The 20618-nt window shown below is 71.0% G+C and carries 18 protein-coding genes; 9 read left to right on the forward strand and 9 right to left on the reverse strand.

Going from position 1 to position 20618, the window contains the following annotated elements; genetic code table 11:
• Nucleotides 1-82: 82 nt before the first annotated feature.
• The 3 genes from sigJ (at nt 83) to OHO27_RS03435 (ending at nt 3426) form a co-directional block, all read left to right on the forward strand.
• A complete protein-coding gene (gene sigJ / locus OHO27_RS03425) occupies nt 83-1015 on the forward strand; it encodes an RNA polymerase sigma factor SigJ (protein WP_328420132.1) in 933 nt (310 codons plus the stop codon).
• On the forward strand, nt 1012-2490 hold the full coding sequence (gene qcrB, locus OHO27_RS03430; protein WP_328420134.1) for a cytochrome bc1 complex cytochrome b subunit: 1479 nt from the start codon (nt 1012-1014) through the stop codon (nt 2488-2490). The genes sigJ and qcrB overlap by 4 nt, the downstream gene beginning before the upstream one ends.
• A 147-nt stretch (nt 2491-2637) precedes the next feature.
• Nucleotides 2638-3426, forward strand: a complete 789-nt coding sequence (locus OHO27_RS03435; protein WP_328420136.1) for an acyl carrier protein — start codon at nt 2638-2640, stop codon at nt 3424-3426.
• Between the two features lie 70 nt (nt 3427-3496).
• On the opposite strand, the gene OHO27_RS03440 is transcribed toward OHO27_RS03435, so the two are convergent.
• Entirely contained in the window at nt 3497-5740 is a 2244-nt protein-coding gene (locus OHO27_RS03440) for a glycoside hydrolase family 9 protein (RefSeq protein ID WP_328420138.1), read from the reverse strand.
• Between the two features lie 325 nt (nt 5741-6065).
• On the opposite strand from OHO27_RS03440, the gene OHO27_RS03445 reads away from it, so the two are divergent.
• Together OHO27_RS03445 and OHO27_RS03450 are read left to right on the forward strand one after the other, a co-directional pair.
• A complete protein-coding gene (locus OHO27_RS03445; protein ID WP_328420140.1) occupies nt 6066-8444 on the forward strand; it encodes a SpoIIE family protein phosphatase in 2379 nt (792 codons plus the stop codon).
• Between the two features lie 99 nt (nt 8445-8543).
• Nucleotides 8544-9182 (forward strand): DUF4232 domain-containing protein, encoded by a 639-nt coding sequence (locus OHO27_RS03450; RefSeq protein WP_328420143.1) that lies wholly within the window; start codon nt 8544-8546, stop codon nt 9180-9182.
• Between the two features lie 15 nt (nt 9183-9197).
• Here the strand turns inward: OHO27_RS03450 and OHO27_RS03455 are convergent, their stop codons facing one another.
• Complete coding sequence (locus tag OHO27_RS03455) at nt 9198-11444, reverse strand: ricin-type beta-trefoil lectin domain protein (RefSeq protein WP_328420145.1); 2247 nt, start codon at nt 11442-11444, stop codon at nt 9198-9200.
• Between the two features lie 328 nt (nt 11445-11772).
• On the reverse strand, nt 11773-12711 hold the full coding sequence (locus OHO27_RS03460; RefSeq protein WP_328420147.1) for a helix-turn-helix domain-containing protein: 939 nt from the start codon (nt 12709-12711) through the stop codon (nt 11773-11775).
• A 64-nt stretch (nt 12712-12775) separates the two neighbouring features.
• Here OHO27_RS03460 and OHO27_RS03465 point away from each other — a divergent pair, with 64 nt between their 5' ends.
• Nucleotides 12776-13597 carry a phytanoyl-CoA dioxygenase family protein gene (locus tag OHO27_RS03465; protein ID WP_328420149.1) on the forward strand — a complete coding sequence of 274 codons (822 nt, stop codon included), beginning with the start codon at nt 12776-12778 and terminating at the stop codon, nt 13595-13597.
• A 15-nt stretch (nt 13598-13612) separates the two neighbouring features.
• On the opposite strand, the gene OHO27_RS03470 is transcribed toward OHO27_RS03465, so the two are convergent.
• The 3 genes from OHO27_RS03470 to OHO27_RS03480 form a co-directional block, all read right to left on the reverse strand.
• Nucleotides 13613-14581: an aldo/keto reductase gene (locus OHO27_RS03470; protein WP_328420151.1), complete on the reverse strand. Its 969-nt coding sequence runs from the start codon at nt 14579-14581 to the stop codon at nt 13613-13615.
• Nucleotides 14582-14679: 98 nt separating this feature from the next.
• The gene (locus OHO27_RS03475; protein WP_328420153.1) at nt 14680-15228 is read right to left on the reverse strand and encodes a flavoprotein; all 549 of its coding nucleotides are present in this window, start codon (nt 15226-15228) and stop codon (nt 14680-14682) included.
• 31 nt (nt 15229-15259) lie between these two features.
• On the reverse strand, nt 15260-15718 hold the full coding sequence (locus tag OHO27_RS03480) for a nuclear transport factor 2 family protein (RefSeq protein WP_328420155.1): 459 nt from the start codon (nt 15716-15718) through the stop codon (nt 15260-15262).
• A 107-nt stretch (nt 15719-15825) separates the two neighbouring features.
• On the opposite strand from OHO27_RS03480, the gene OHO27_RS03485 reads away from it, so the two are divergent.
• Nucleotides 15826-16377: a TetR/AcrR family transcriptional regulator gene (locus OHO27_RS03485; protein ID WP_328420157.1), complete on the forward strand. Its 552-nt coding sequence runs from the start codon at nt 15826-15828 to the stop codon at nt 16375-16377.
• Between the two features lie 153 nt (nt 16378-16530).
• Here the strand turns inward: OHO27_RS03485 and OHO27_RS03490 are convergent, their stop codons facing one another.
• Together OHO27_RS03490 and OHO27_RS03495 are read right to left on the reverse strand one after the other, a co-directional pair.
• Nucleotides 16531-16731 carry a ferredoxin gene (locus OHO27_RS03490; RefSeq protein WP_328430337.1) on the reverse strand — a complete coding sequence of 67 codons (201 nt, stop codon included), beginning with the start codon at nt 16729-16731 and terminating at the stop codon, nt 16531-16533.
• Nucleotides 16732-16782: 51 nt separating this feature from the next.
• Nucleotides 16783-17991 carry a cytochrome P450 gene (locus OHO27_RS03495; protein ID WP_328420159.1) on the reverse strand — a complete coding sequence of 403 codons (1209 nt, stop codon included), beginning with the start codon at nt 17989-17991 and terminating at the stop codon, nt 16783-16785.
• Nucleotides 17992-18320: 329 nt separating this feature from the next.
• Here OHO27_RS03495 and OHO27_RS03500 point away from each other — a divergent pair, with 329 nt between their 5' ends.
• Nucleotides 18321-18947, forward strand: a complete 627-nt coding sequence (locus tag OHO27_RS03500) for a LysE/ArgO family amino acid transporter (RefSeq protein WP_328420161.1) — start codon at nt 18321-18323, stop codon at nt 18945-18947.
• Between the two features lie 80 nt (nt 18948-19027).
• Nucleotides 19028-19477 (forward strand): nitroreductase family deazaflavin-dependent oxidoreductase, encoded by a 450-nt coding sequence (locus OHO27_RS03505; protein WP_328420163.1) that lies wholly within the window; start codon nt 19028-19030, stop codon nt 19475-19477.
• A gap of 120 nt (nt 19478-19597) precedes the next feature.
• On the opposite strand, the gene OHO27_RS03510 is transcribed toward OHO27_RS03505, so the two are convergent.
• On the reverse strand, nt 19598-20569 hold the full coding sequence (locus OHO27_RS03510) for a cation diffusion facilitator family transporter (RefSeq protein ID WP_328420165.1): 972 nt from the start codon (nt 20567-20569) through the stop codon (nt 19598-19600).
• Nucleotides 20570-20618 lie beyond the last annotated feature (49 nt).

Genomic DNA, 20618 nt, shown 5'->3' on the forward strand with positions numbered 1-20618 from the left:
TGGGTCACATTCAATGGCGGGATGTCACATTCCGGCCCCCGACGGACCTCGCAGTAGTGAGCGCGCACTGGGAGGCCCACGCATGTCCGACACCCCCGTATCCGTCACCGACGACGCGACCGGCGTCTTCGTCGAGCATCGCGAGCTGATGTTCGGCGTCGTCTACAACATCCTCGGCAGCGTCGCCGACACCGAGGACGTACTCCAGGAGACCTGGCTGTCGTGGACGGCGCGGAACGAGGGCGCGCCGCTCGACGGGGTCGACCATCCGCGGGCGTATCTCGTGCGGATCGCGGTCAACCACGCGCTGACGCGGCGGGCCGCGATCAGCCGCCGCCGGGAGACGTACGTCGGCCCGTGGCTGCCCGAGCCGCTGGTCGCGGGCGGCGAGGACGACGCCGACGACGATCCTGCCCTGCGCACCGAGTCCGTGTCGCTGGCGATGCTGGTCGTCCTGGAGTCGCTGACGCCGCTGGAACGCGCGGTGTTCGTGCTGCACGAGGTGTTCGGATACCCGCACACGGAGATCGCGCAGATCATCGACCGCAGCCCGGCGGCCGTACGGCAGCTGGCGCATCGCGCGCGGGGGCACGTGCATGCGCGGCGGCCGCTGTACGAGGCGCATCCCCGGGTACGGCGGGAGGCGACGGAACGGTTCGTGCGGGCCGCGGTGGGCGGGGACATCGCCGCGCTGATGGAGATCCTCGCACCTGACGTGACGGTGTGGACGGACGCCGGCGGCAAGCGGAAGCCGGCGGGGCTGCGCCCGGTGCACGGCCGGGACAAGGCGGTCCGGCTGTTCGGGGCGTACGCGCGCCGGGGTGGCGGCGGGGGCGGCAACCTGGAGCTGCGCCACCGGCGCGTCAACGGTGACGACGCGGTGGTGCTGTTCGAGGGCGAGGAGCCGTACGCCGTCCTGGTCCTGGATCTCACGCCGGACGGCGACCGGGTGTCCGGCGTCTACGTCGTGAGCAACCCCGACAAGCTGGCGCATGTGCACCGGGAGGACGCGTGAGCGCCCGGGAGCTGCCCGGCAGGGGTGAGCGGGTGGCGGACTGGTTCGACGGCCGGCTCGGCATCCACTCGCTCGGCCGGAAGTACCTGCGCAAGGTCTTCCCGGACCACTGGTCCTTCCTGCTCGGCGAGATATGCCTGTACAGCTTCGTCGTCCTGATCCTGACGGGCGTGTACCTCACCCTCTTCTTCCATCCGTCGATGAACGAGGTGACGTACCACGGCAGTTACCTGCCCCTGAACGGTGTCCGCATGTCCGAGGCGTACGCCTCCACGCTGGACATCAGCTTCGACGTGCGGGGCGGGCTGCTGATGCGCCAGTTGCACCACTGGGCGGCGCTGGTCTTCGTCGCCGGGATGCTCACGCACATGATGCGGCACTTCTTCACGGGGTCGTTCCGCAAGCCGCGGGAGATCAACTGGCTGTTCGGCTGGACCCTGCTGTTCCTGGGCCTGTTCGAGGGCCTGTTCGGCTACTCACTGCCGGACGACCTGCTGTCGGGGACGGGGCTGCGATTCGTGAACGGGGCGCTGCTGTCCGTGCCGGTCGTCGGAACGTATCTGTCGATGTTCCTGTTCGGCGGGGAGTTCCCTGGCCATGACATCGTGGCCCGCTTCTACTCGCTGCACATCCTGGTGATCCCCGGCATCATGGCGGCGCTGGTCGTGGCGCACGTCCTGCTGGTCGTCTACCACAAGCACACGCAGTTCGCGGGTCCCGGACGCACCGAACGCAACGTCGTCGGCGCCCCGTTCATGCCGGTGTACCTGGCGAAGGCGGGCGGCTTCTTCTTCCTGGTCTTCGGCGCTCTCACCGTGATCGCGGCGGTGGCGTCGGTCAACCCGGTCTGGTCGTACGGCCCCTACCGCGCGGACCAGGTCTCCACCGGCGCCCAGCCCGACTGGTACCTGGGCTTCGCCGAGGGGCTGGTCCGCATCATGCCGGGCTGGGAGATCACCCTGTGGGGCCACACGCTCGTCCTGGGCGTGCTGATCCCTGTCGTGGTCTTCCCGCTGCTGCTCGTGTTCATCGGCGTGTATCCCTTCCTGGAGGCGTGGATCACCGGCGACAAGCGTGAGCACCACCTCCTGGACCGCCCCCGCAACCGCCCCGTCCGCACGGGCATCGGCGCGGCCTGGATCAGCCTCTATCTGATCCTCCTGGCCGGCGGCGGCAACGACATCGTGGCGACCCGGCTCCATCTGTCGATCAACGCGGTGACCTGGGCGGTCCGGATCGCGGCGCTGACCGTCCCGGTCCTGGTGTTCGTCGTCACCCGGCGCATCTGCCTGGGACTCCAACTCCAGGACAGGGAGCGGGTGTTGCACGGCAGGGAGACCGGCGTGATCAAGCGGCTCCCGCACGGCGAGTACGTCGAGGTGCACCAGCCGCTGGACCGGGCCGCACTGCACACGCTGACCGCTCACGAGCGGCCGGGCCGACTCGTGGAGCACGAGCCGCACAGGAACCAGTAGGTGACCTGCCACCGAACTCCAGGTTCACCAGCGGTGTATTTCTGAAATGCCGTACAACCTCCGGTGATGTCCCGGGTGTCACACCCATGCCGGCACATCCCCGCTTGCTCCCGGCACGACATCACGTCTCACCACAACGGAGTTCACGTGCGTATGCGCTTACTGGCCGCTCGACCGATCGCCGTGGCGGCCCTCACCCTGCTCGCGAGCGCGGTGGTCGTACCGTCCGCCCACTCGGCGGACCGGGACTACAAGGTGACCCTCACCACCAGCACCGACACCACCGACTTCGACCACCGCACGGTCGACCTGACCGGGACCCTGACCGGCCCGGACGGGAAGCCCGCCGCGAACCACCCGGTCCAGCTCGAACAGTCCGTCCTGTTCAGGACCTGGAACCCGTGGGGCGACCCCATCGACCCGACGGAATGGGAGACCCGCAGCCTGGGCACCGTCCGCACGGACGCCGAGGGGCACTTCAAGCTGGAGGACGTGCCGGCGGACCGCTGGGACGGCCGGCCGAGCCCCTATCTCAACCCCCGCCACGAGGTGATGTTCCGTGCCATGTACGACACGGACACCCCCACCGACGGCCAGATGGCGTTCGCGGACGCGGAGGTGAGCGTCCAGCCCGTCGCGAGCTCGCTCAACTACCGGGTCAGCAACATCATCGTGCGCCCCGGTATGCGCCTGACCGTCACCGGCAAGGTCACCTGGCCCGCCGGGCACGGCCCGGTCGAGGGCACCCGGGTGTTCCTGCGGCAGTACTACGAGACCGAGTACAACGCGCAGGCCACCACGGACGCCGCCGGCAACTTCACGATCAACACCACGGTCCGCGGCTACGACAACGAGTTCGTGCTCTTCTCGGCGCCCAAGGACTACTACATATCGGGCGTGACCAAGGAGCTCCCGATCAAGAACATCACCCGGTGACACGAGCAGGTCATGGCCGTGAGCCCGCCACCGCACCTAGCGGCGGCGGGCTCACAGGCCTCGCGCCGGGCTATCCCTGGCCGGCCACGAAGGAGGCCATCCGGGTCAGGGCGGAGTTCCAGTTGATCGTGTGCTCGTTCGTCGACCAGGACTGGATGTCGTCGATGTAGCAGAACTGGCCGACGCAGCCCTGGAGTCTGCTCTGTGCGTAGGGGTCCTGGATGCTGGAGTTCGGCCCGCCGGCGAGCGTGCCGACCGGCGGGTTCGGCTGGCTCGGGTCGAGCTGGTGGGCGTACCAACGGGCGTGCTGGTTGCGGGAGTTGACCTCGCCGTAGCCGGTCACGTACGAGATGTTCAACGCGTTGCGGCCTAGCAGATAGTCCATGCTCTGCACGGCACCGTCGCGGTACTTCGAGGCACCCGTGATGTCGTAGGCGGACGCGATGACGACGGCGTTGTGCAGGATCTGGTGGTTCGATCCCCAGTCGTAGAGGTTCTCGGGCGGGGCGTAGGGCATGCCGTACGCCTGCGACCTCAGCGTGGCCAGGTAGCGGTCCGCTCCCCTGATCACGGACTGGCGCACCTTGTCCCGCCCGGGCAGTCTGCTCGGCACGGTCGCGAGGTCCAGCCGGGCCGCTGCCGCGGTCCTGGCCCAGTCGTAGCCGAGCGGGCCGAAGATGTCGGCTGTGTGGACCGGGGAGTTGAGGACGTGGTTCGCGAACTCCTTCTCGCCGGTGCTGAGATACAGCTCGGCCGCGGCCCAGTAGAACTCGTCGGTGACGTTGCTGTCGGCGTAGGTGCCGCCGCCGATGCCGTCGCTCTCGGAGGCGTACCGGTCGGGGTGCGCGAGCGCCGCGGACCAGGCCTTCCGTGCGGCGGCCAGGGTCTTCGCCGCGAACTCCTTGTCGTACGGCCGGTACAGGCGCGCCGCCTGTGCGGCCGTCGCCGCCAGGTTCAGGGTCGCCGCGGTGGACGGCGGATGCAGCTCACGCTTCTGCGGGTCGTCGCTCGGCAGCAGGGGCAGGCCCGTCCACTGCTCGTCGTGGATCTTGTGGTGCGCCATGCCGGCCAGCGGCTGACCCGCCGGCACCTGCATCTTCAGCAGGAACTCCAGCTCCCAGCGGACCTCGTCGAGGATGTCCGGCACCTTGTTGCCGCTCTCCGGGATGGCGAGCGTGCCGTCGCCCAGCTTCTTCGGCTCCCCGGTGCGGGCCAGCCGTTCGCGTTCGTAGGTGCTCAGCAGCTCCCACACGGAAATGCCGCCGTTGACAACGTACTTGCCGTGGTCGCCGGCGTCGTACCAGCCGCCGGTGACATCGAGCCGGTAGTCGCAGACACCCGGCTGACAGGGCACCTCGCCGTCGCCCTGGTTGGGTGCGACGTCGACGTGTCCGGCGGGGCGAGCGTAGCCCGGGCGCAGATCGTCGCGGATCGCGATGCCGCTGCGCTGCGTGTAGTAGTACTTCACGGCGTCCAGGCGCAGTCGGTCGTAGGCGGCCGTCCCGATGCCGAAGGGTCGGCTCGTCTCCCCGTCGGCGACGAGCGTGAAGCCCTCACCCTGCTTGCGGTAGGTGCCGAAGTCGATGGAGTGGACGTTCTGCGCGGACGAGGCGTCGGTGCCGCGCGGCACGGTCCAGCCGTGCGCGACGACAGCACCGGAGGCGTTGTTGAGCTGCCAGGGCAGCTTCCCGGTCGCGCCGGTGACCAGCGTGGCGTTCTTCGGTCCGGCGGGCAGATAGGCGACCTGGTTCACCCGCACCCGGGGCCCGGTGTCCGGCTCGTACGCCTCGGGTGGGACACCCCCCAGCAGCGACGCGTCGTCCAAGCAGAAGCGCCATGCGTCCGCGCTGCCGCCGAGCTGGAAGGCGACCTGGCCCTGCGGGGTGTCGACGGGCGAGGTGAAGGTGTACGCGTAGGAGTTCCCGGAGACGCTCAGTTGCGGCGTCACCTCGAAGTAGGTGTCGTACGGCGCCGCCGACAGGCCGACGATCGCCCGCACGGCATGCCCCTCGGGCGATCCCTTCGCGGTGAAGGAGAAACGGTACGACTCCCCCTTCACCAGGGAGATGTCGTTCTGTCCGACGGCCGCGTCCCAGGGGTTGGCGGTGCCGCCGGGCACGTCGGCGCAGAGCTGCCCGTCGGACAGGCCCGTGGTGACGTTGCTGCTCGTCCACCACGGCTCGGTGGTGGTGTCGAAGGTGCCGTTCTTGAGCTGCTCGACCTCATCGGCGCCGGCCGGGGCGGCCGGGAGTGCGGTGAGTCCCGCCGCCAGCAGGGCCGTCAGGGACAACAGGGTGGTTCTGCGTCGTTTCACGTCTGGGCTCCTCGGGGGAGGTACGGGTGACGCTCGGGGTGGGAGCGCTCCCAGAGGCGGACGCCGCCCATGCTTGTTGGCGACATGACACCCCGTCAACAGTCAGGGCGGGACTGGTGGAACCTCTTTCCGTCCCGACCGCTCACCGACTCAGTTCGTCGGCACCGCCACCTCGCTGATGCGCACCGCCCCTCGCCCCTCTCCCCGGCACCGCGCAGTCAAGGGCTCCCGCGGACGTACCAGTACGGGAGAGTCGCCGACGCACTAGGCTGGAGCCCAGCTGACACGCTTGTTCACCGTGAGTGTGCGCGTTGGAGTGGCGAGCATGAGCCCGGAGTACCCGTTCGACGAGGCCGCGACGGCCCGGGCTGTCATCGACGACGACGGTGTGCTCGTCGAGTGGGGCGCCGGTGCCGAGCGGCTGCTGGGCCACCGGGCCGCCGAGGTCGTGGGTCGCCCGGCCGCTGAGCTGCTGGCCGACGGGCAGGGGGTCGACGCTCCGCCGGGCAACCGCTGGGACGGCATCCTCACCCTGCGCCGCCGCGAGGGCGGCACGCTGTCCGTGTGGGTGCTCGCCCACCGGGTACGGCCGGAGCGTGGCGGCCCCTTTCGCTGGCTCGTGGTCACGCCGCTCGAAGGGCAGGGCCCACGCCCGCCGGACGACCCGCTGGACCATGTCGGGCTCCTCGAATCACCCTGCGCCATCGCGGTCTATGACGAGCGGCTCCGGCTGCGCAAGATCAACGCCGTCATGGCGGAGGTCCTGCAGCTCTCCGAGGAGCACGTACGGGGGCTGCGGGCACCCGAGCTGACCGGCAGACGTCAGAGCTACGACATCGAGCGGCACCTCCTTCGCGTGCTCACCACGGGCCGGGGCACCGATGTGCGGACGTACATCCCGGTCGGAGGTGACCGGACGCACGCCTGGCTGGCCCGAATGGCCCCGATCACCGACGCCAAGGGGCGGGTGCGCGGCGTGTCCGTCGCCGCGCACGACTTCACCGAGCAGTACATGGCCCAGGAGCGACTGCAGCTGGTGAACGAGGCCAGCGTCCGCATCGGCACCACCCTCGACGTCACACGCACGGCCCAGGAGCTGGCGGACATCTGTGTCCCCGCCCTCGCCGACTTCGTCAGCGTCGACCTGCTGGACCCGCCGGAGCACGGCGGCGAATCACCCACCGGCCGGCCGACCGCCCCGATCGGCCTGCGCCGGGCCGCCCACCGGTCCGTCAACACGGGCAACCCCGAAGCCGTGGTCAAGCCGGGCCATGTGGATGTGTACCCCGCCCCGTCGCCGCAGGCGGACGCGCTGCTGGCGGGCCACACCATCGTGGCCTCGACGTCGACCGACGACCTCGCGCAGTGGCTCGCCTGGGATCCCGAGCGCGCAGAGCGGATCAAGGCGTACGGCATCCACACCACCATGTCCGTGCCGATCCAGGCGCGTGGCACCACCCTCGGGGTCGCCGTGCTCAGCCGTTTCAAGAACCCCGAGCCGTTCACGCCCGACGACGTGCTGCTGGCCGAGGAGGTCACGGCACGCGCGGCCGTCTGCATCGACAACGCCCGCCGCTACTCCCGCGAACGGGAGACCGCCCTCGCCCTGCAGCGCAGCCTGCTGCCCCGGTCCCTGCCGCACACCGCCGCGCTCGAAGCGGCCTCGCGCTATCTCCCGGCGGCGCGCTCCGGCGTGGGCGGCGACTGGTTCGACGTGATCCCGCTGTCCGGGATGCGGGTGGCGATGGTCGTCGGGGACGTGGTCGGCCACGGCATCCAGGCCTCGGCCACCATGGGCAGACTGCGCACCGCCGTGCGCACCCTGGCCGACATCGACCTCGCGCCCGACGAGCTGCTGACCCACCTCGACGATCTGGTCGTACGGCTGTCCGACGAGGCGGGCACCGAGGGCAGCTCCGGCGACGTCGGCGCCACCTGCCTGTACGCCGTGTACGACCCGGTCTCCCGGCGCTGCACGCTGGCCCGGGCCGGGCACCCCGCGCCCGTCATGGTCCCGCCCGGCGGCGAACCGCGGGAGATCGAGCTGCCCGCGGGGCCACCCTTGGGCCTGGGCGGGCTGCCGTTCGAGTCCGCCGAGATCGAGCTGCGCGAGGGTACGGTGCTGTCCTTCTACACCGACGGCCTGATCGAGACCCGGGTGCGTGACGTCGACGCCAGCCACTCACTCCTGTGCGAGGCGCTGGCGGCCTCCTCCGACTCGTTGGAAGAGACCTGCGACCGCGTCCTGAGCGCCCTGCTCCCGGCGGGAGGCGTCGCGGACGACGTGGCCCTGCTCCTGGCCCGCACTCAGGGGCTGCCCGCCTCCCGGGTCGCGACCTGGGACATCCCCGCGGACCCGGCGCTCGTCGCACCCATCCGCAAGCAGGTCCTGGAGCAGCTCGACATCTGGAATCTGAGCGAGGCGTCGTTCACGGCCGAGCTGGTGGTGAGCGAGCTGGTGACGAACGCCATCCGCTACGGCATCCACCCCATTCGGCTCCGGCTGATCCATGACGCGCGGACGCTGATCTGCGAGGTGTCCGACACCAGCCACACGGCACCGCATCTGCGCCGTGCCAAGACGTTCGACGAGGGTGGCCGCGGGCTGCTGCTGGTCGCTCAGCTGACCCAGCGCTGGGGCAGCCGGCACACGCCGGACGGCAAGACGATCTGGGCGGAGATCGGGCTCCTCGGCGAGGGGTGACTCCTCGACTTGGGGTGACTACTCGTCCGGAAAACGGGGAGGCGTGACAGACATGGGACGTGCACGGACACTCCACCCCTTACACCGAGCGACTCCCTCGTGCGCGCCGTCGCGCTGGTGGGCCTGCTGGCCGGCTGCGCCAACGGCGCCGACTCCACGGGCACCGCACAGACACCGGCCGGCACGAGCGACCGAACGACCGGACCGCCCACGGCCGGCACCGGGAGCCCCACGACCGGGCCCGGCACGACCGGACCTGCCACGACCGGTACGGGCCCCGCCGACACCGGCAGCCCCGTGACCCAGTCGGGCGCCGCCGCCCCGCGCTGCCACACCGCCGAGCTGCGCGCGAAAATCGGCCGCCCCAGTCCAGGGGCCGGACAGCGCAACTTCCCGATCGTGCTGACCAACACGACCGACCGCACCTGCACGGTCCGTGGCTACCCGGGTGCCGCCTTCGTGGACGCGGCCGGCAAGCAACTCGGCCCGGACCCGAAGCGCTCCCCGGACACGCCGACGGCCGTCACGCTGGCCCCGGGCCGGAGCGCCTGGGCGGGGCTGTCCTTCGCCAGCCCCGAGATCAGCGGGGCCCGTACGGCCCTGCCGACGGCGCTGCTTGTGACGCCGCCCGACGAACGGGAGTCGATCGAGGTGGCGTGGACGGCCGGTGAGGTGCCCGTGGCCGGGAACGAGTCCTCAGTGCGACTGACGGTGTTCCAGCCCGGGACCGGTGGCTGATCAGTCGGTTCCGGCTCAGCGCCGGCCGCCACCGCCGTAGCCGCCGTAGCCGTAACCGCCATTCCCGCCGTAGCCGCCATAGCCGCCGGACCCCCCGTACCCTCCGCCGGACCAGCCGTTCTGGCCGTCCGACGAACAGGAGTAGGGGTAGTAGTAGCAGGACGCGTCGCTCGGGGTCGGGCTCGTCGCCGTCGGCTGCGATGCCGTCGGGGTCGCGGACGGGGTCGGCTCCGGCGTCGGCGTCTTCGACGGACGCGGGGTGGGGGTGGGGGTCGGGTCGGCCGTCTTCACCCTCTCCGCCTCCGAGTCCCAGTTGACGACCTCCAGCTGGAGCTCCGGCTTCGACGTGTCGATCACCCAGTGCTGGGCGTCGCTGTCGTCCTCGCGGGTCTTGAGGACCAGCGCGCCCGAACCGTCGGTGGCGGCGGGGCTCAGGGCGAGGTCCTGGTTGAAGCGCGGGACCAGGGTGCCCTGGAGCGTGAAGTCGTAGCGGACGTTCTTGGTCGCGGAGTCGGTGGCACCCGTGCAGGGGGCCAGCCGGACGGAGTAGCCGAGGTGGGAGTCGAGGCAGAGATCGGGGTTCGCGCCGCTGCGCACCAGTCCGTCGGTCTCGTACGACCACTGCTGACCGGCCGCCGCCGAGGAGCATTTGGTGAGTTCGGTCTCCGCGTTCTTGACGGCCTTCCCGCCGACGACGCCGACGCAGAGCCCGGACCCGATGTTGTAGAGCCGGCCCTGCAGCTCGCCCTTCGCGGCCTCCGCGGCGCCCGCCCAGGAGGGGTTGCTGGTGGCGGAGCCCGTGCCGGGGCCCGGCGTCTCGGTGGGCCGGTCGGCCGCGGCCGGAGCGGAACCGTCTCCGGATCCGTTGGTGGACCAGATGACGAGCGGGAGGACGACGAGGGCGCTGACGGTCGCGACGGCCGCGGTGAGGTTGCGGCGCCGGGCGGCGCGGCGGGCGGCCTTGACGGCCACGCGTCCCGAGCAGGTGCGGGTGGCGGCGGAACGCGCGGCGGGGTCGGTTTCCCGAGCCGTCCTGCGGGCGGCCCTGCGGGTGGTTCGGGGGCCGGCCTCCGCGGGGGAGGAGACCATGTCCGGGGCGGCGAAGGACTCGGCGGCAGGGGCGAAGGGCTCGCCCGCCGCGGTGAAGGGCACACCGGCGGGGGCGGCGGGCTGTTCCGGGAAGGCCGGCGTCTCTGCGGCAGAGGCCGGCGACTCACCACCGGCGGCGAAGCTCTCTGCGGCAGGGGCACGGCGCCTTCGGCCCGCGGAGGCACGGGAATTCACCGGGGAAGCGGGAGCACTTCCCGGGGCGGCTCCCTGGACGGCAGCGGCATCTTCCGGTGGCGCGAAAGCGGCGGCTCCGTCCGCGAAGAACGACTCGCCGACGATCGGCGGTGCCGCGGCCGGCTCCGCCGCGGCCGGTGCCTCCGCCTGTCTCGCTCTCGACTCCAGATACTCCCGCGCACCCCAGCCGAGCACCGCCTCCGCGAGTGCGGCGCCGAGCCCGTCGTTGAAGAAGGCGAGCTGGCAGGCGGCCTCGCTGCAGTGCTCGCAGCGGTCCAGATGGCCGCGCAGGTCGGGGTCGACGTCGACGCCGCCGCGGCGGTACGTCACATCCAGCATCCGCAGGTACTGCCGGCACTCGTGCTCGGGGGCCAGCTCGCGGTGGACCTGGAGGCACTCCTCGCGCAACCGCTCGTTGGCGCGGCCCAGTTCGACGCGGGCGGACTCCGCGTCGAGGCCGAGCAGTCCGGCCGGCACGGCGAGCGGTTCGGCCTCGACCTCGGTGTGCCACATCAGGCAGCGGGCCGACTGGGGGAGCCGCTGGAAGGCCCCGGACAGCAGTCGGCGGTTCGCGGGCGGAAGCAGACGGGCGGCCACGAGCTCCGCGCCCTCCGCCTCGGACTGCAGCGCGGGGTGGAGCAGCTCCCGTCTGCGTTCGGTGTCCCACTCCGCCGCGATACGGCGCACGGTGACGAGGAGTTGGGGGCGCCACGCGGCCGTCGGTCCGGTCTGTCGCAGCGTTTCACCGAATAGCCGGGTGAATGCCGCGGTGGTGAGCATTCCCGCGGACCGGACGTCGGCGGTGCACAGCCGTGCGTAGGCGAATCCCGCTTCCCAGTGCCGGTCGAGGAGTTCACCGACGGGGTGCAGCGCCGGTGTCACCCCCGTCCACTTCTTCAGTTCGGCGCTCAGTTGAGCATCCGTCACATCAAAGAGGCGGTCGTCGCTGGGGGAATTCGACAGGCCTGCGTCACGCACGGCGGCATTCCTCCGGAGGGCATGCGGCATTGAAGGTCCATACCAATGAGTATGCTCCGGACGCGGCTCTTGTGAAGCGCGGGCGCGGAGGGAGCGAGACACACCTTTGCACAGGTCAGGGACAGAGAACAACCGGTTCCAGTTTTTGCGCATTGCGTGCCGGGCGATCACTGTTTGACGAGCGGTCAATAAGCGGCCCGGGCATTGCGGCCTATCGGCAAGGCAATTGGAAACGGTATTCACTCAACACCCTTTCGGGCCGAACCCCGGGAACCATTGAGCAGGTGATCTCCGACTTTTTTGCCTGGTCATACGGATGCGAACACCTTCACCGCTCCTTCACAAGTCGGGCGCCAACCATTGGCCCACTCCCCCGGTACGCGCCCGGCGGTCTCCCGTACCGATCACGGAACACGCGGTTGAAGTGAAACGGGCTGGCGAACCCCGAGGCGGCCGCGACGCGTTCCACGGACAGGTCGGTGCTCTCCAGCAGCCGGGCGGCGTGCCGCAGCCGCGCCTCGCGCAGCGCGCGCATCGGGGACTGCCCGAGCTGCTGGGTGAAGAGGTGGGCGAACCGGGAGGGCGAGAGCGCGACGTGCTCGGCGAGCGAGCGGACGGTGTGCGGGGCGGCCGGGTCGGCGGCGATCAGCGCCTGCGCGCGGCGCGCCCGGGGGTCCACGCCGGGCCGGGGCGCCTGGGTCGGCGCGGTGCCCGCGGTGAGCAGGACGACCTCCTCCAGGGAGCACAGGGCGAGCTCGCGGGCCGCGGTGCCGTGGGCCACGGCGACCGACTCCTCCCCCGGCGCCGTCACCGGCGGCGCCTCCGTGCCCGTCCAGCGGGCATCGTCGAGCATCCGGCGAAACGCCGCCTCGATACGGCCGTGCACGTCGTCCGGCGTCGGCGTGACGACGTACATCCCCTCACCCGCGTCGTACGGGCGCAGCCAGGACCGCCAGGAGGGGCGGGCCTGGCAGTGCACCCACCAGAAGGCCCAGTGCGGCGCGCCCGGAGCCACCCCGTAGCCGTGCGCGACGCCCGGCGCGAGTACCACCAGGTCCCCGGCACCGGCCCGCGCCTCGGTGCCCCCGTGCCGCAGGCGGCCCTGTCCGCCGGTCGTCCAGGTGAACAGCCAGCTGTCGGCGCCGCGCGGCCTGCTGATCCCGTACCCCGGCGACTGGTCGAAGTGGCCGACCACCACCAGTCCGGGCGGCGGGGCAGGATCCCCGGGTGCAGCAGCCGCAGGCAATCCGTCAGCACTCACAGTCATCCCCCTCGGGCGGGCGTCGGCCTAGCGTGGTCTGTGTGAGGACACCGGACCGAGGAGTGGACGCATGACAGCCACGGACATGGGCGCCCCCGACGCCCCCATCCTGCCCGAGGCCGGGCTCCGCCGGTTCCGCGAGGACGGCTTCACGGTCGTACGCGGACTGCTCGGCCGCGACGAGATCGACCGGTTGTGCGCCCGGTTCGCGGCGCTGCACGCGGCCGGGCCGGTGCCCGGGCACTTCGAGCCGCGTCCCTTGGAAAGCGACCCGCTGCGCGCGTATCCGCGGGTGATGCACCCGCACGAGATCGACGAGCTGTCACTGCGGGTGCTGCTCGACGCCCGGCTGCGCACTGTGCTGGAGGTGCTGCTCGGGGAGGAGGTGCTGGCGGCGCAGAGCATGTTCTACTTCAAGCCGCCGGGGGCCCGGGGGCAGGCGCTGCACCAGGACAACTTCTATCTGCGGGTCGAGCCGGGCACCTGTGTGGCGGCATGGATCGCCTGCGATGTGATCGACCGGGACAACGGCGGGCTCGAAGTCGTCCCCGGCACGCACGAGATGGATGTGTTCTGCCCGGAAACGGCCGACGCCGAGGTGTCTTTCGCCCGGGAGTACGTCCCGCCGCCGCCCGGTCTGGCGGCCGTGCCCGTCGACATGGAGCCGGGGGACGTCCTGTTCTTCAACGGCAGCCTGGTACACGGTTCGCAGCCCAACCACTCGGCGGACCGGTTCCGCCGTTCGTTCATCGGCCACTATGTGGGGCGTTCGACCGAACGCATCGGTGAGCACTACCGGACCTTGGCGATGAGCGGCGACCGTGTGCCGTTGGCAGAGAGTGAAGGGGCGGGCCCGTGCGGCACCGAGTTCTCGCCGGACGGGCCCCACTAGTCGGTGACCGAGCAGTCAGTGACCGATGACCGGATGCGGCGCGTACGGCTGCTGGAGCTCCTCCAACTCCTTCTCGGTGAGCTCCAGTTCCACCGCGGCGGCCGCGTCCTCGAGGTGCTGCGGCCTGGCGGCGCCGATGATCGGGGCCGTCACCGGGTCCTGGTGCAGCACCCAGGCGAGGGCGACCTGGGCGCGCGGAACGCCGCGTTCGTTCGCCACGCGGGTGACGGCCTCGACGACGACCCGGTCGGCGTCGACGTAGAGCCGGCTGCCGAAGTTGTCGCTCGCGCTGCGGTCGGTGACCGTGCCCCAGTCCCGGGTGAGCCGGCCGCGCGCCAACGGGCTCCACGGCAGCACGCCGACGCCCTGGTCGGCGCAGAGCGGCAGCATCTCGCGCTCCTCCTCGCGGTAGAGGAGGTTGTAGTAGTTCTGCATCGAGACGAACTTGGTCCAGCCGTGCCGCTCGGCCGTGTGCTGCATCTTGGAGAACTGCCAGGCGTACATCGAACTCGCCCCGATGTAACGCACCTTGCCCGCCTTGACCAGGTCGTGCAGCGCCTCCATCGTCTCCTCGACTGGGGTGTGCGGGTCGAAGCGGTGGATCTGGTACAGGTCGACGTAGTCGGTGCCGAGGCGGGCGAGGCTGTGGTCGATCTCGGTCATGATGGCCTTGCGGGAGAGCCCTGCGCCGTTCGCCCCGGGCCGCATCCGGCCGTTGACCTTCGTCGCGAGCACGATCTCGTCCCGGCGGGCGAAGTCGCGCAGCGCCTTGCCGACGATCTCCTCGCTGGTGCCGTCGGAGTAGACGTTGGCGGTGTCGAAGAAGTTGATCCCGGCGTCCAGTGCCTGCCGGATCAGCGGCCGCGACGCCTCCTCGTCGAGGGTCCACTCGTGTGTGCCGCGGTCGGGGAGCCCGTAGGTCATGCAGCCCAGACAGATCCGCGACACGTCCAGGCCCGTCGAACCGAGCTTCACGTACTGCATCGTTGCTGCTCCTGCCTTCGGGGTGGGGTACCAGGGGGAGCGTACGTGGTCGGGCACGCTCGACACCGGTTCCGTCAGTGGCGGCCCACGGGATCTCGTCATCGGGTGCCCGGCCAGCCGCGATCGAGCAGATCGAGCGCCCGTTCCCAGCCGAACTCCGGCCGCCCACCGTCCTCTCCCGCCTCGCCGGAGTACGGATCCCCGAAGCGCACGCCCATCCCCCGCAGCCGTATCAGACTGTCCCCGTAGGCGGGATGGGCGGCGAGTGCGTCGGCGACGCAGGGCAGCACGGCGACGGGGACACCGAGGCCGGACGCCTCGCACAGGGTGCCCAGGGCGAGGGTGTCGGCGATGCCGGCGGCCCACTTGTTGATCGTGTTGAAGGTGGCCGGGGCGAGGACGACGGCGTCCGGCGCCGGGAAGGGGCGCGGGTCGGCGGGCGTGCGCCAGGCCGAGCGGATCGGGCGGCCGGTCAGGGCCTCGACGGCGGCGGTGTCGAAGAAGCCGTTCATGGCGACCGGCGTCGCGATGACGCCGACCTCCCAGTCCCGCTCCTGCGCGGCGGTGATGAGCTTGCTGACGTCCGCGGCGATCCCGGCGGCGCAGACGATGACGTAGAGGAAGGGTTTCCGGGCCTGTTGGGTCACCCGGGAACCCTACTCAGCCTCCGCAACGGGCCTATTGCAGCGGGAAGGTGAGCCCGCGCTCGTTCTCGGGCCGAGGGCCGAGGATCCGGCGGTCCTTCTCCTCGATCGGCACGTCGTTGATGCTCGCCTCGCGCCGGGTCATCAGCCCGTGCCCGTCGAACTCCCACAACTCGTTGCCGTACGACCGCCACCACCGGCCGTCGGCGTCCCGGCACTCGTACCGGAAGCGGACCGCGATGCGGTCGCCGTCGAAGGCCCACAGGTCCTTGCGCAGCGCGTACTCCTGCTCGCGCGCCCACTTGGCGGTGAGGAACTCGACGATCTCGGCGCGGCCGGTGACGAAGGTGTCGCGGTTGCGCCAGACGGAGTCCTCCGTATAGGCGAGGGCCACCTTGTGCGGGTCGCGGGTGTTCCAGGCGTCCTCGGCGGCCTGCACCTTCTGTGCGGCGCTCTCGCGGGTGAACGGCGGTAGGGGCGGTCGGTCGGTCATGTCGTCCTCCGGGGTCGAAACGGCGGCAGGCGCTGGGAGAACGTGCGTTCTCCGCTCTCCTGCTACGGTAGGAGAACGCTCGTTCTCACGTCAAGGAGAGGCCGCACATGGACAGCGCTACCGCCCGGGAGCAGGCACTGGACGCAGCGGAGAAGCTGTTCTACGGCCGCGGCATCCAGTCCGTCGGCATGGACGACATCCGCGGCGAGTCCGGGGTCTCACTGAAGCGCCTCTATCAGCTCTTCCCAGCGAAGGAACAGCTGGTCGAGGCGTATCTGGAGCGACGCGACGTGCGCTGGCGCGGGCAGCTCGCCGCCCACGTGGAGCGGCAGGCGGACCCGAAGCAGCGGCTCCTGGCCGTCTTCGACTGGCTGGAGGAGTGGTTCGGCGAGGTGGACTTCCGCGGGTGCGCCTGGATCAACTCGTACGGCGAGCTGGGCGCCCGGTCGGAGCGGGTGGCGGACCAGGTCCGGGCACACAAGCGGGCGTTCCGGGACTACGTCGGCTCACTGGTGACGGCGGCCGGGCTGCCCGAGGCCCTGGCGGGACAGCTGTATCTGCTGGCCGAGGGCGCCATGGTCACGGCGGGCATCACGGGCAGCACCCGACCGGCGGCCGAGGCCCGCGAGGCGGCGCGGTCACTGCTGGCGGCGCGCTAGACGACAGAGCTCAGGGCCGACCCGACCGGCGCCGGCAGGGCGGCGGGGCGTTCCCGCCGGCGCCCCACGTCCGCCCGGCCGACCCCGCAGCCCTGCCGCCGAGAGCGGCGACGGAGCTGCGGGCCAACGGGGCCGTACTTGATACGCCGGGCCTCAACTCCCCGTTTCCGACACGGTGATGGCGCTGACCGGGCAGGCCCGGGCGGCCTCCCGCACCAGCGGGTCGCCGCCGCCGTCCTCGCGGCCGGGGATCAGGGCGCTGAAGCCGTCGTCGTCCTGGGTGAAGACGGACGGGGCGACCAGGGCGCACTGGCCGGCGCCGACGCAGAGGTCGTGGTCGATGTCGATGTGCATCTCGTCTGCTTCGCGCGTTTCGCGCGTTTCGTTGTGCATGACCGGAGCCTCTTACCAGGTCACGGGGAGTTCCAGCATCCCCTGGATCGTGTCGCCGGGTTTGAAGGGGATTTCCTCCGCTGGGACGGCAAGCCGCAGGGTCGGCAGGCGGTCGAGGAGGGTGCGCAGGGCGATCTCCATCTCGGCGCGGGCCAGGTTCTGACCGAGGCACTGGTGGATACCGAAGCCGAAGGCCACGTGGTGGCGGGCCGGGCGGTGCCAGTCCAGGGCGTCCGGGTCGGGGTAGACGGCCTCGTCGCGATTGATGACCGAGGTCGAGAAAAGTACGCCGTCGCCCGCCCGGATCGTCTCGCCCTCCGCCTCGATGTCCTCGACGGCGACCCGAAGCAGCCCGTCGGCGATCGACAGCATCCGCATGAGCTCCTCCACCGCGCCGGGCAGCAGTGCCGGGTCGGCGCGCAACTCGGCCAGGCGCTCGGGGTGCTGCAGGAGCGTGAAGGTGCCCAGGGAGATCATGTTGGCCGTCGTCTCGTGGCCGGCGACCAGCAGGATGATCGCCATGGCGATGAGCTCCTCGCGGTCCAGATCGCCGTTGCGCAGCTGCTGGTGGACGAGTTCGCCCAGGACGCCGTCCGCAGCCTCCCCCTGCTTCTGCTTGCGGTCGATGAGCTCCTCGAAGTAGGCCTCCATACGGCCGCGTGCATCCATGGAGTCGGCGGCCGTCGGCCCGCGCAGCAGCCTGCGGGACTGGCCCTCGAAGAACTCGTGGTCCGCGTAGGGGACACCGAGCAGGGCGCAGATCACCATCGACGGCACCGGCAGGGCGAAAGCGTTCACCAGTTCGGCGGGCGGCCCCTGGGCGATCATCGCGTCGATCCGCTCGTCCACGATTGTCTGGATCCGCGGGCGCAGTTCGACGGCGCGCTTGAGGGTGAAGCTGGGGATCATCATCCGCCGCTGGACGCGGTGTTCGGGGTCGTCGACACCCAGCAGCGCGGCCTTCCGGCGGCGGACCTCGGCGAACCGGGCGTTGGTCGCGGGGAATTCGGGCCGGTTGGGATCGGTGGACAGGCGCCGGTCGGCCAGCAGGGTGCGGGCGAGCGTGTGGCCGGTGACCAGCCAGACGAGTCGGCCGTCGTAGAGCTTCACGCGGGCCAGCGGGCGCGCGTCACGCAGGGGGTCGTAGGCGGTGGGCGGGTGGTACGGACAGCTGCGGCTCTGGGGGAAGGCGACGGTGTGGGATTCCGTCATGTCCGTCATGGAAGACCTCACAGACGAAGAGTGCGTCGTGCCGATCTTCATTAGATGCCCGGGGCATCCAATGGACGACGTCAAGTTCGGCCAGATCAGCCGCACGGGCAATCTGGCCGGGGATGGTCGCACAGAGACCGTGGAAGATCGCACAGAGCTTCGAGCTCGGGCCCGCCCGGCCGGATCTCCGCCGAAATTCGCTTGATGGCGCGCGGCCGCCACCCACACAATCCGGCCATGCCTACGACCATCGCCTTCCTGCCGCTGACCGACACCCTTCGCCCGGTGCCGTTCCAGCAGCAGCCCGGCCGACCGTGGAGGCCGACGCTTCCCACGTCGTGAGCGCCTCGCTCGTCGCGGGACTGCTCGCGGGCTATGGCATCGCCATCCCCGTCGGCGCGGTTGCCACCTACCTCGTCTCCCTCACCGCCCGCACGTCCCTGCGGACCGGCATCTGTGCCGCGCTCGGCGTGGCTACCGCCGACGGGCTCTACGCCCTCGTCGCCACCCTCGGCGGCTCCGCACTGGCCGCCGCGCTGCGTCCGGTGCTGGTGCCGCTGCGCTGGGCCTCCGCCCTGGTGCTGACCGCCCTCGCGGTCCGGGGCGCGGTGACAGCCGTACGCCAGTACCGCGAACACCGGCTCGCCACCGCACGCTCCACGCCCCCTCCCCCGAGTCCGGCACGCGCCTACCTGGCACTGCTCGGCATCACGCTGCTCAACCCGACCACCGTGATCTACTTCGCCGCCCTCGTCCTCGGCACACGGGTGACGGGCCCCGTACAACCCGTGGACCAGGGGGTTTTCGTCCTGGCCGCCTTCGCCGCGTCGGCGAGCTGGCAGCTGCTGCTCGCCGGGGGCGGGGCGCTGCTGGGGCGAGTGCTGACGGGGCATCGCGGGCGGCTGGTGACGGCGCTTGTGTCGAGCGGCGTGATCCTGGCGTTGGGCGTGCGGATGCTGGTGTAGTCGCCGCAGGATGAATCTTGCACGCAACGGCGTTGCAGCACACGTCAGTCAGTACCAGACACGACGATGGGACCGATGCCATGCCTCTTGACGGCGAGTACGAGCCCAGCCCGACCAAATGGGTGCGCGATCAGGTGGAGTTGTACGAGAGCTCCGGCGGCACCGAGGGCACGACCTTGATGGACACGGGGCTGCCCGTGATCCTGCTCACGACCCGGGGCACCAAGAGCGGAAAGATCCGCAAGACGCCCCTGATGCGTGTCGAGCACGACGGCCGCTATGCCGCGGTGGCCTCGCTCGGCGGGGCGCCCAAGCACCCGGTCTGGTACCACAACGTCAAGGGCGACCCCCATGTGGAGCTCCAGGACGGCTCGGTGAAGCGGGACATGAAGGCCCGCGAGATCACCGGTGCGGAGAAGGACGCGTGGTGGGAGCGGGCCGTCGCGGCGTATCCGCCGTACGCCGAGTACCAGCAGAAGACGGACCGGGTGATCCCGGTCTTCGTCCTGGAGCCGTTCGACCAGGACTGATCAGGCCCCGAGGAAGGCCCGGAAGAAGGCCGGACCGGGCCTCCGCAGGGACCGGTCGCGGCTCCGGGCACTTTTTCTCCCGGGGAACGCATGAACCCCCGTTCGCCGGGCACACGTGCGTCAGGCCCCGCCGCGTTCCCCCGTCGCGGCGGGGCTTCCTTGTGCCTCACGCGCGGAGCGTTCGGTCACGTCGAGGAAGATCTGGTCCGCCTCGGCCACGGTCCGGGCGATGGACCACTTGATGCGGACGGCGACCTCCTCCACCTGCTCGCTGTCGATCCCGGGCACCAGATCGACCCGGGCCGCCACCAGAGCCGTTTCCAGACCGGTCTTAATCGTGAGCAGCGCTTCCACGCTGTCGATCACCGGCAGGGCCGCCAGCAGCGCCCGGATCCGGGCGGCGGCCTCCGGGTCCGCGGCCTCCCCGATCAGCTGGTCGCGGGCGTCGCGGCCCAGGCGGAAGGCGACGTAGACGAGCAGTGCGCCGATCGCCAGCGACGCGGACGCCTCCCACACGACCTGACCGGTGACCATGTGCAACGCCATGCCGGCGAAGGCGAGGGTCACCCCGATCACCGCCGTGCCGTCCTCGGCCACGACCGTGCGCAGGGCGGGGTCCCGCAGGCCGCCGGCGGCGCCGCCCTGTCGGCGTACCTGGTACAGCGCCCGCAGGAGCGACAGGCCCTCGGCGACGAAGGCCACACCGAGCACGACCATTCCCGCCACATAGCCGGTGAACTTCTCCTCACCGCCGCCGCGCAGCGCCTCGAAGCCCTGGAAGAAGGAGAAGCACCCGCCCATCACGAAGATGCCGACGGCCGCGAGCAGTGACCAGAAGAAGCGTTCCTTGCCGTAGCCGAAGGGATGGCGGGCGTCGGCGGGGCGGCGGCTGCGGCGCAGCGCGGCCAGCAGGAAGACCTCGTTCATGCTGTCCGCCACGGAGTGCGCCGCTTCCGACAGCAGCGCGGGTGACTGGGCGAGGAGTCCGCCGACCGCCTTGGCCACGGCGATGACGAGATTGGCCGTGAGCGCCACCAGAACGGTGACGCGGGTCCTGCGGTCGGCCTTCGGTTCTGTGGACGTGCTGCTCATTTGTCACTGACTGCCCCGGTCGATGGGGCTCACACCGTGCCGTCGGCGG

Source organism: Streptomyces sp. NBC_00443 (genome assembly GCF_036014175.1).
Taxonomy (GTDB): domain Bacteria; phylum Actinomycetota; class Actinomycetes; order Streptomycetales; family Streptomycetaceae; genus Streptomyces.

Excerpts from the sequence above, each read along its gene's own strand:
- sigJ (WP_328420132.1), top strand. The coding sequence starts at position 83 with ATGTCCGACACCCCCGTATCCGTCACCGACGACGCGACCGGCGTCTTC.
- OHO27_RS03445 (WP_328420140.1), top strand. The coding sequence starts at position 6,066 with ATGAGCCCGGAGTACCCGTTCGACGAGGCCGCGACGGCCCGGGCTGTC.
- OHO27_RS03460 (WP_328420147.1), bottom strand. The coding sequence starts at position 12,711 with ATGACTGTGAGTGCTGACGGATTGCCTGCGGCTGCTGCACCCGGGGAT.
- OHO27_RS03465 (WP_328420149.1), top strand. The coding sequence starts at position 12,776 with ATGACAGCCACGGACATGGGCGCCCCCGACGCCCCCATCCTGCCCGAG.
- OHO27_RS03470 (WP_328420151.1), bottom strand. The coding sequence starts at position 14,581 with ATGCAGTACGTGAAGCTCGGTTCGACGGGCCTGGACGTGTCGCGGATC.
- OHO27_RS03480 (WP_328420155.1), bottom strand. The coding sequence starts at position 15,718 with ATGACCGACCGACCGCCCCTACCGCCGTTCACCCGCGAGAGCGCCGCA.
- OHO27_RS03485 (WP_328420157.1), top strand. The coding sequence starts at position 15,826 with ATGGACAGCGCTACCGCCCGGGAGCAGGCACTGGACGCAGCGGAGAAG.
- OHO27_RS03490 (WP_328430337.1), bottom strand. The coding sequence starts at position 16,731 with ATGCACATCGACATCGACCACGACCTCTGCGTCGGCGCCGGCCAGTGC.
- OHO27_RS03495 (WP_328420159.1), bottom strand. The coding sequence starts at position 17,991 with ATGACGGACATGACGGAATCCCACACCGTCGCCTTCCCCCAGAGCCGC.
- OHO27_RS03505 (WP_328420163.1), top strand. The coding sequence starts at position 19,028 with ATGCCTCTTGACGGCGAGTACGAGCCCAGCCCGACCAAATGGGTGCGC.
- OHO27_RS03510 (WP_328420165.1), bottom strand. The coding sequence starts at position 20,569 with ATGAGCAGCACGTCCACAGAACCGAAGGCCGACCGCAGGACCCGCGTC.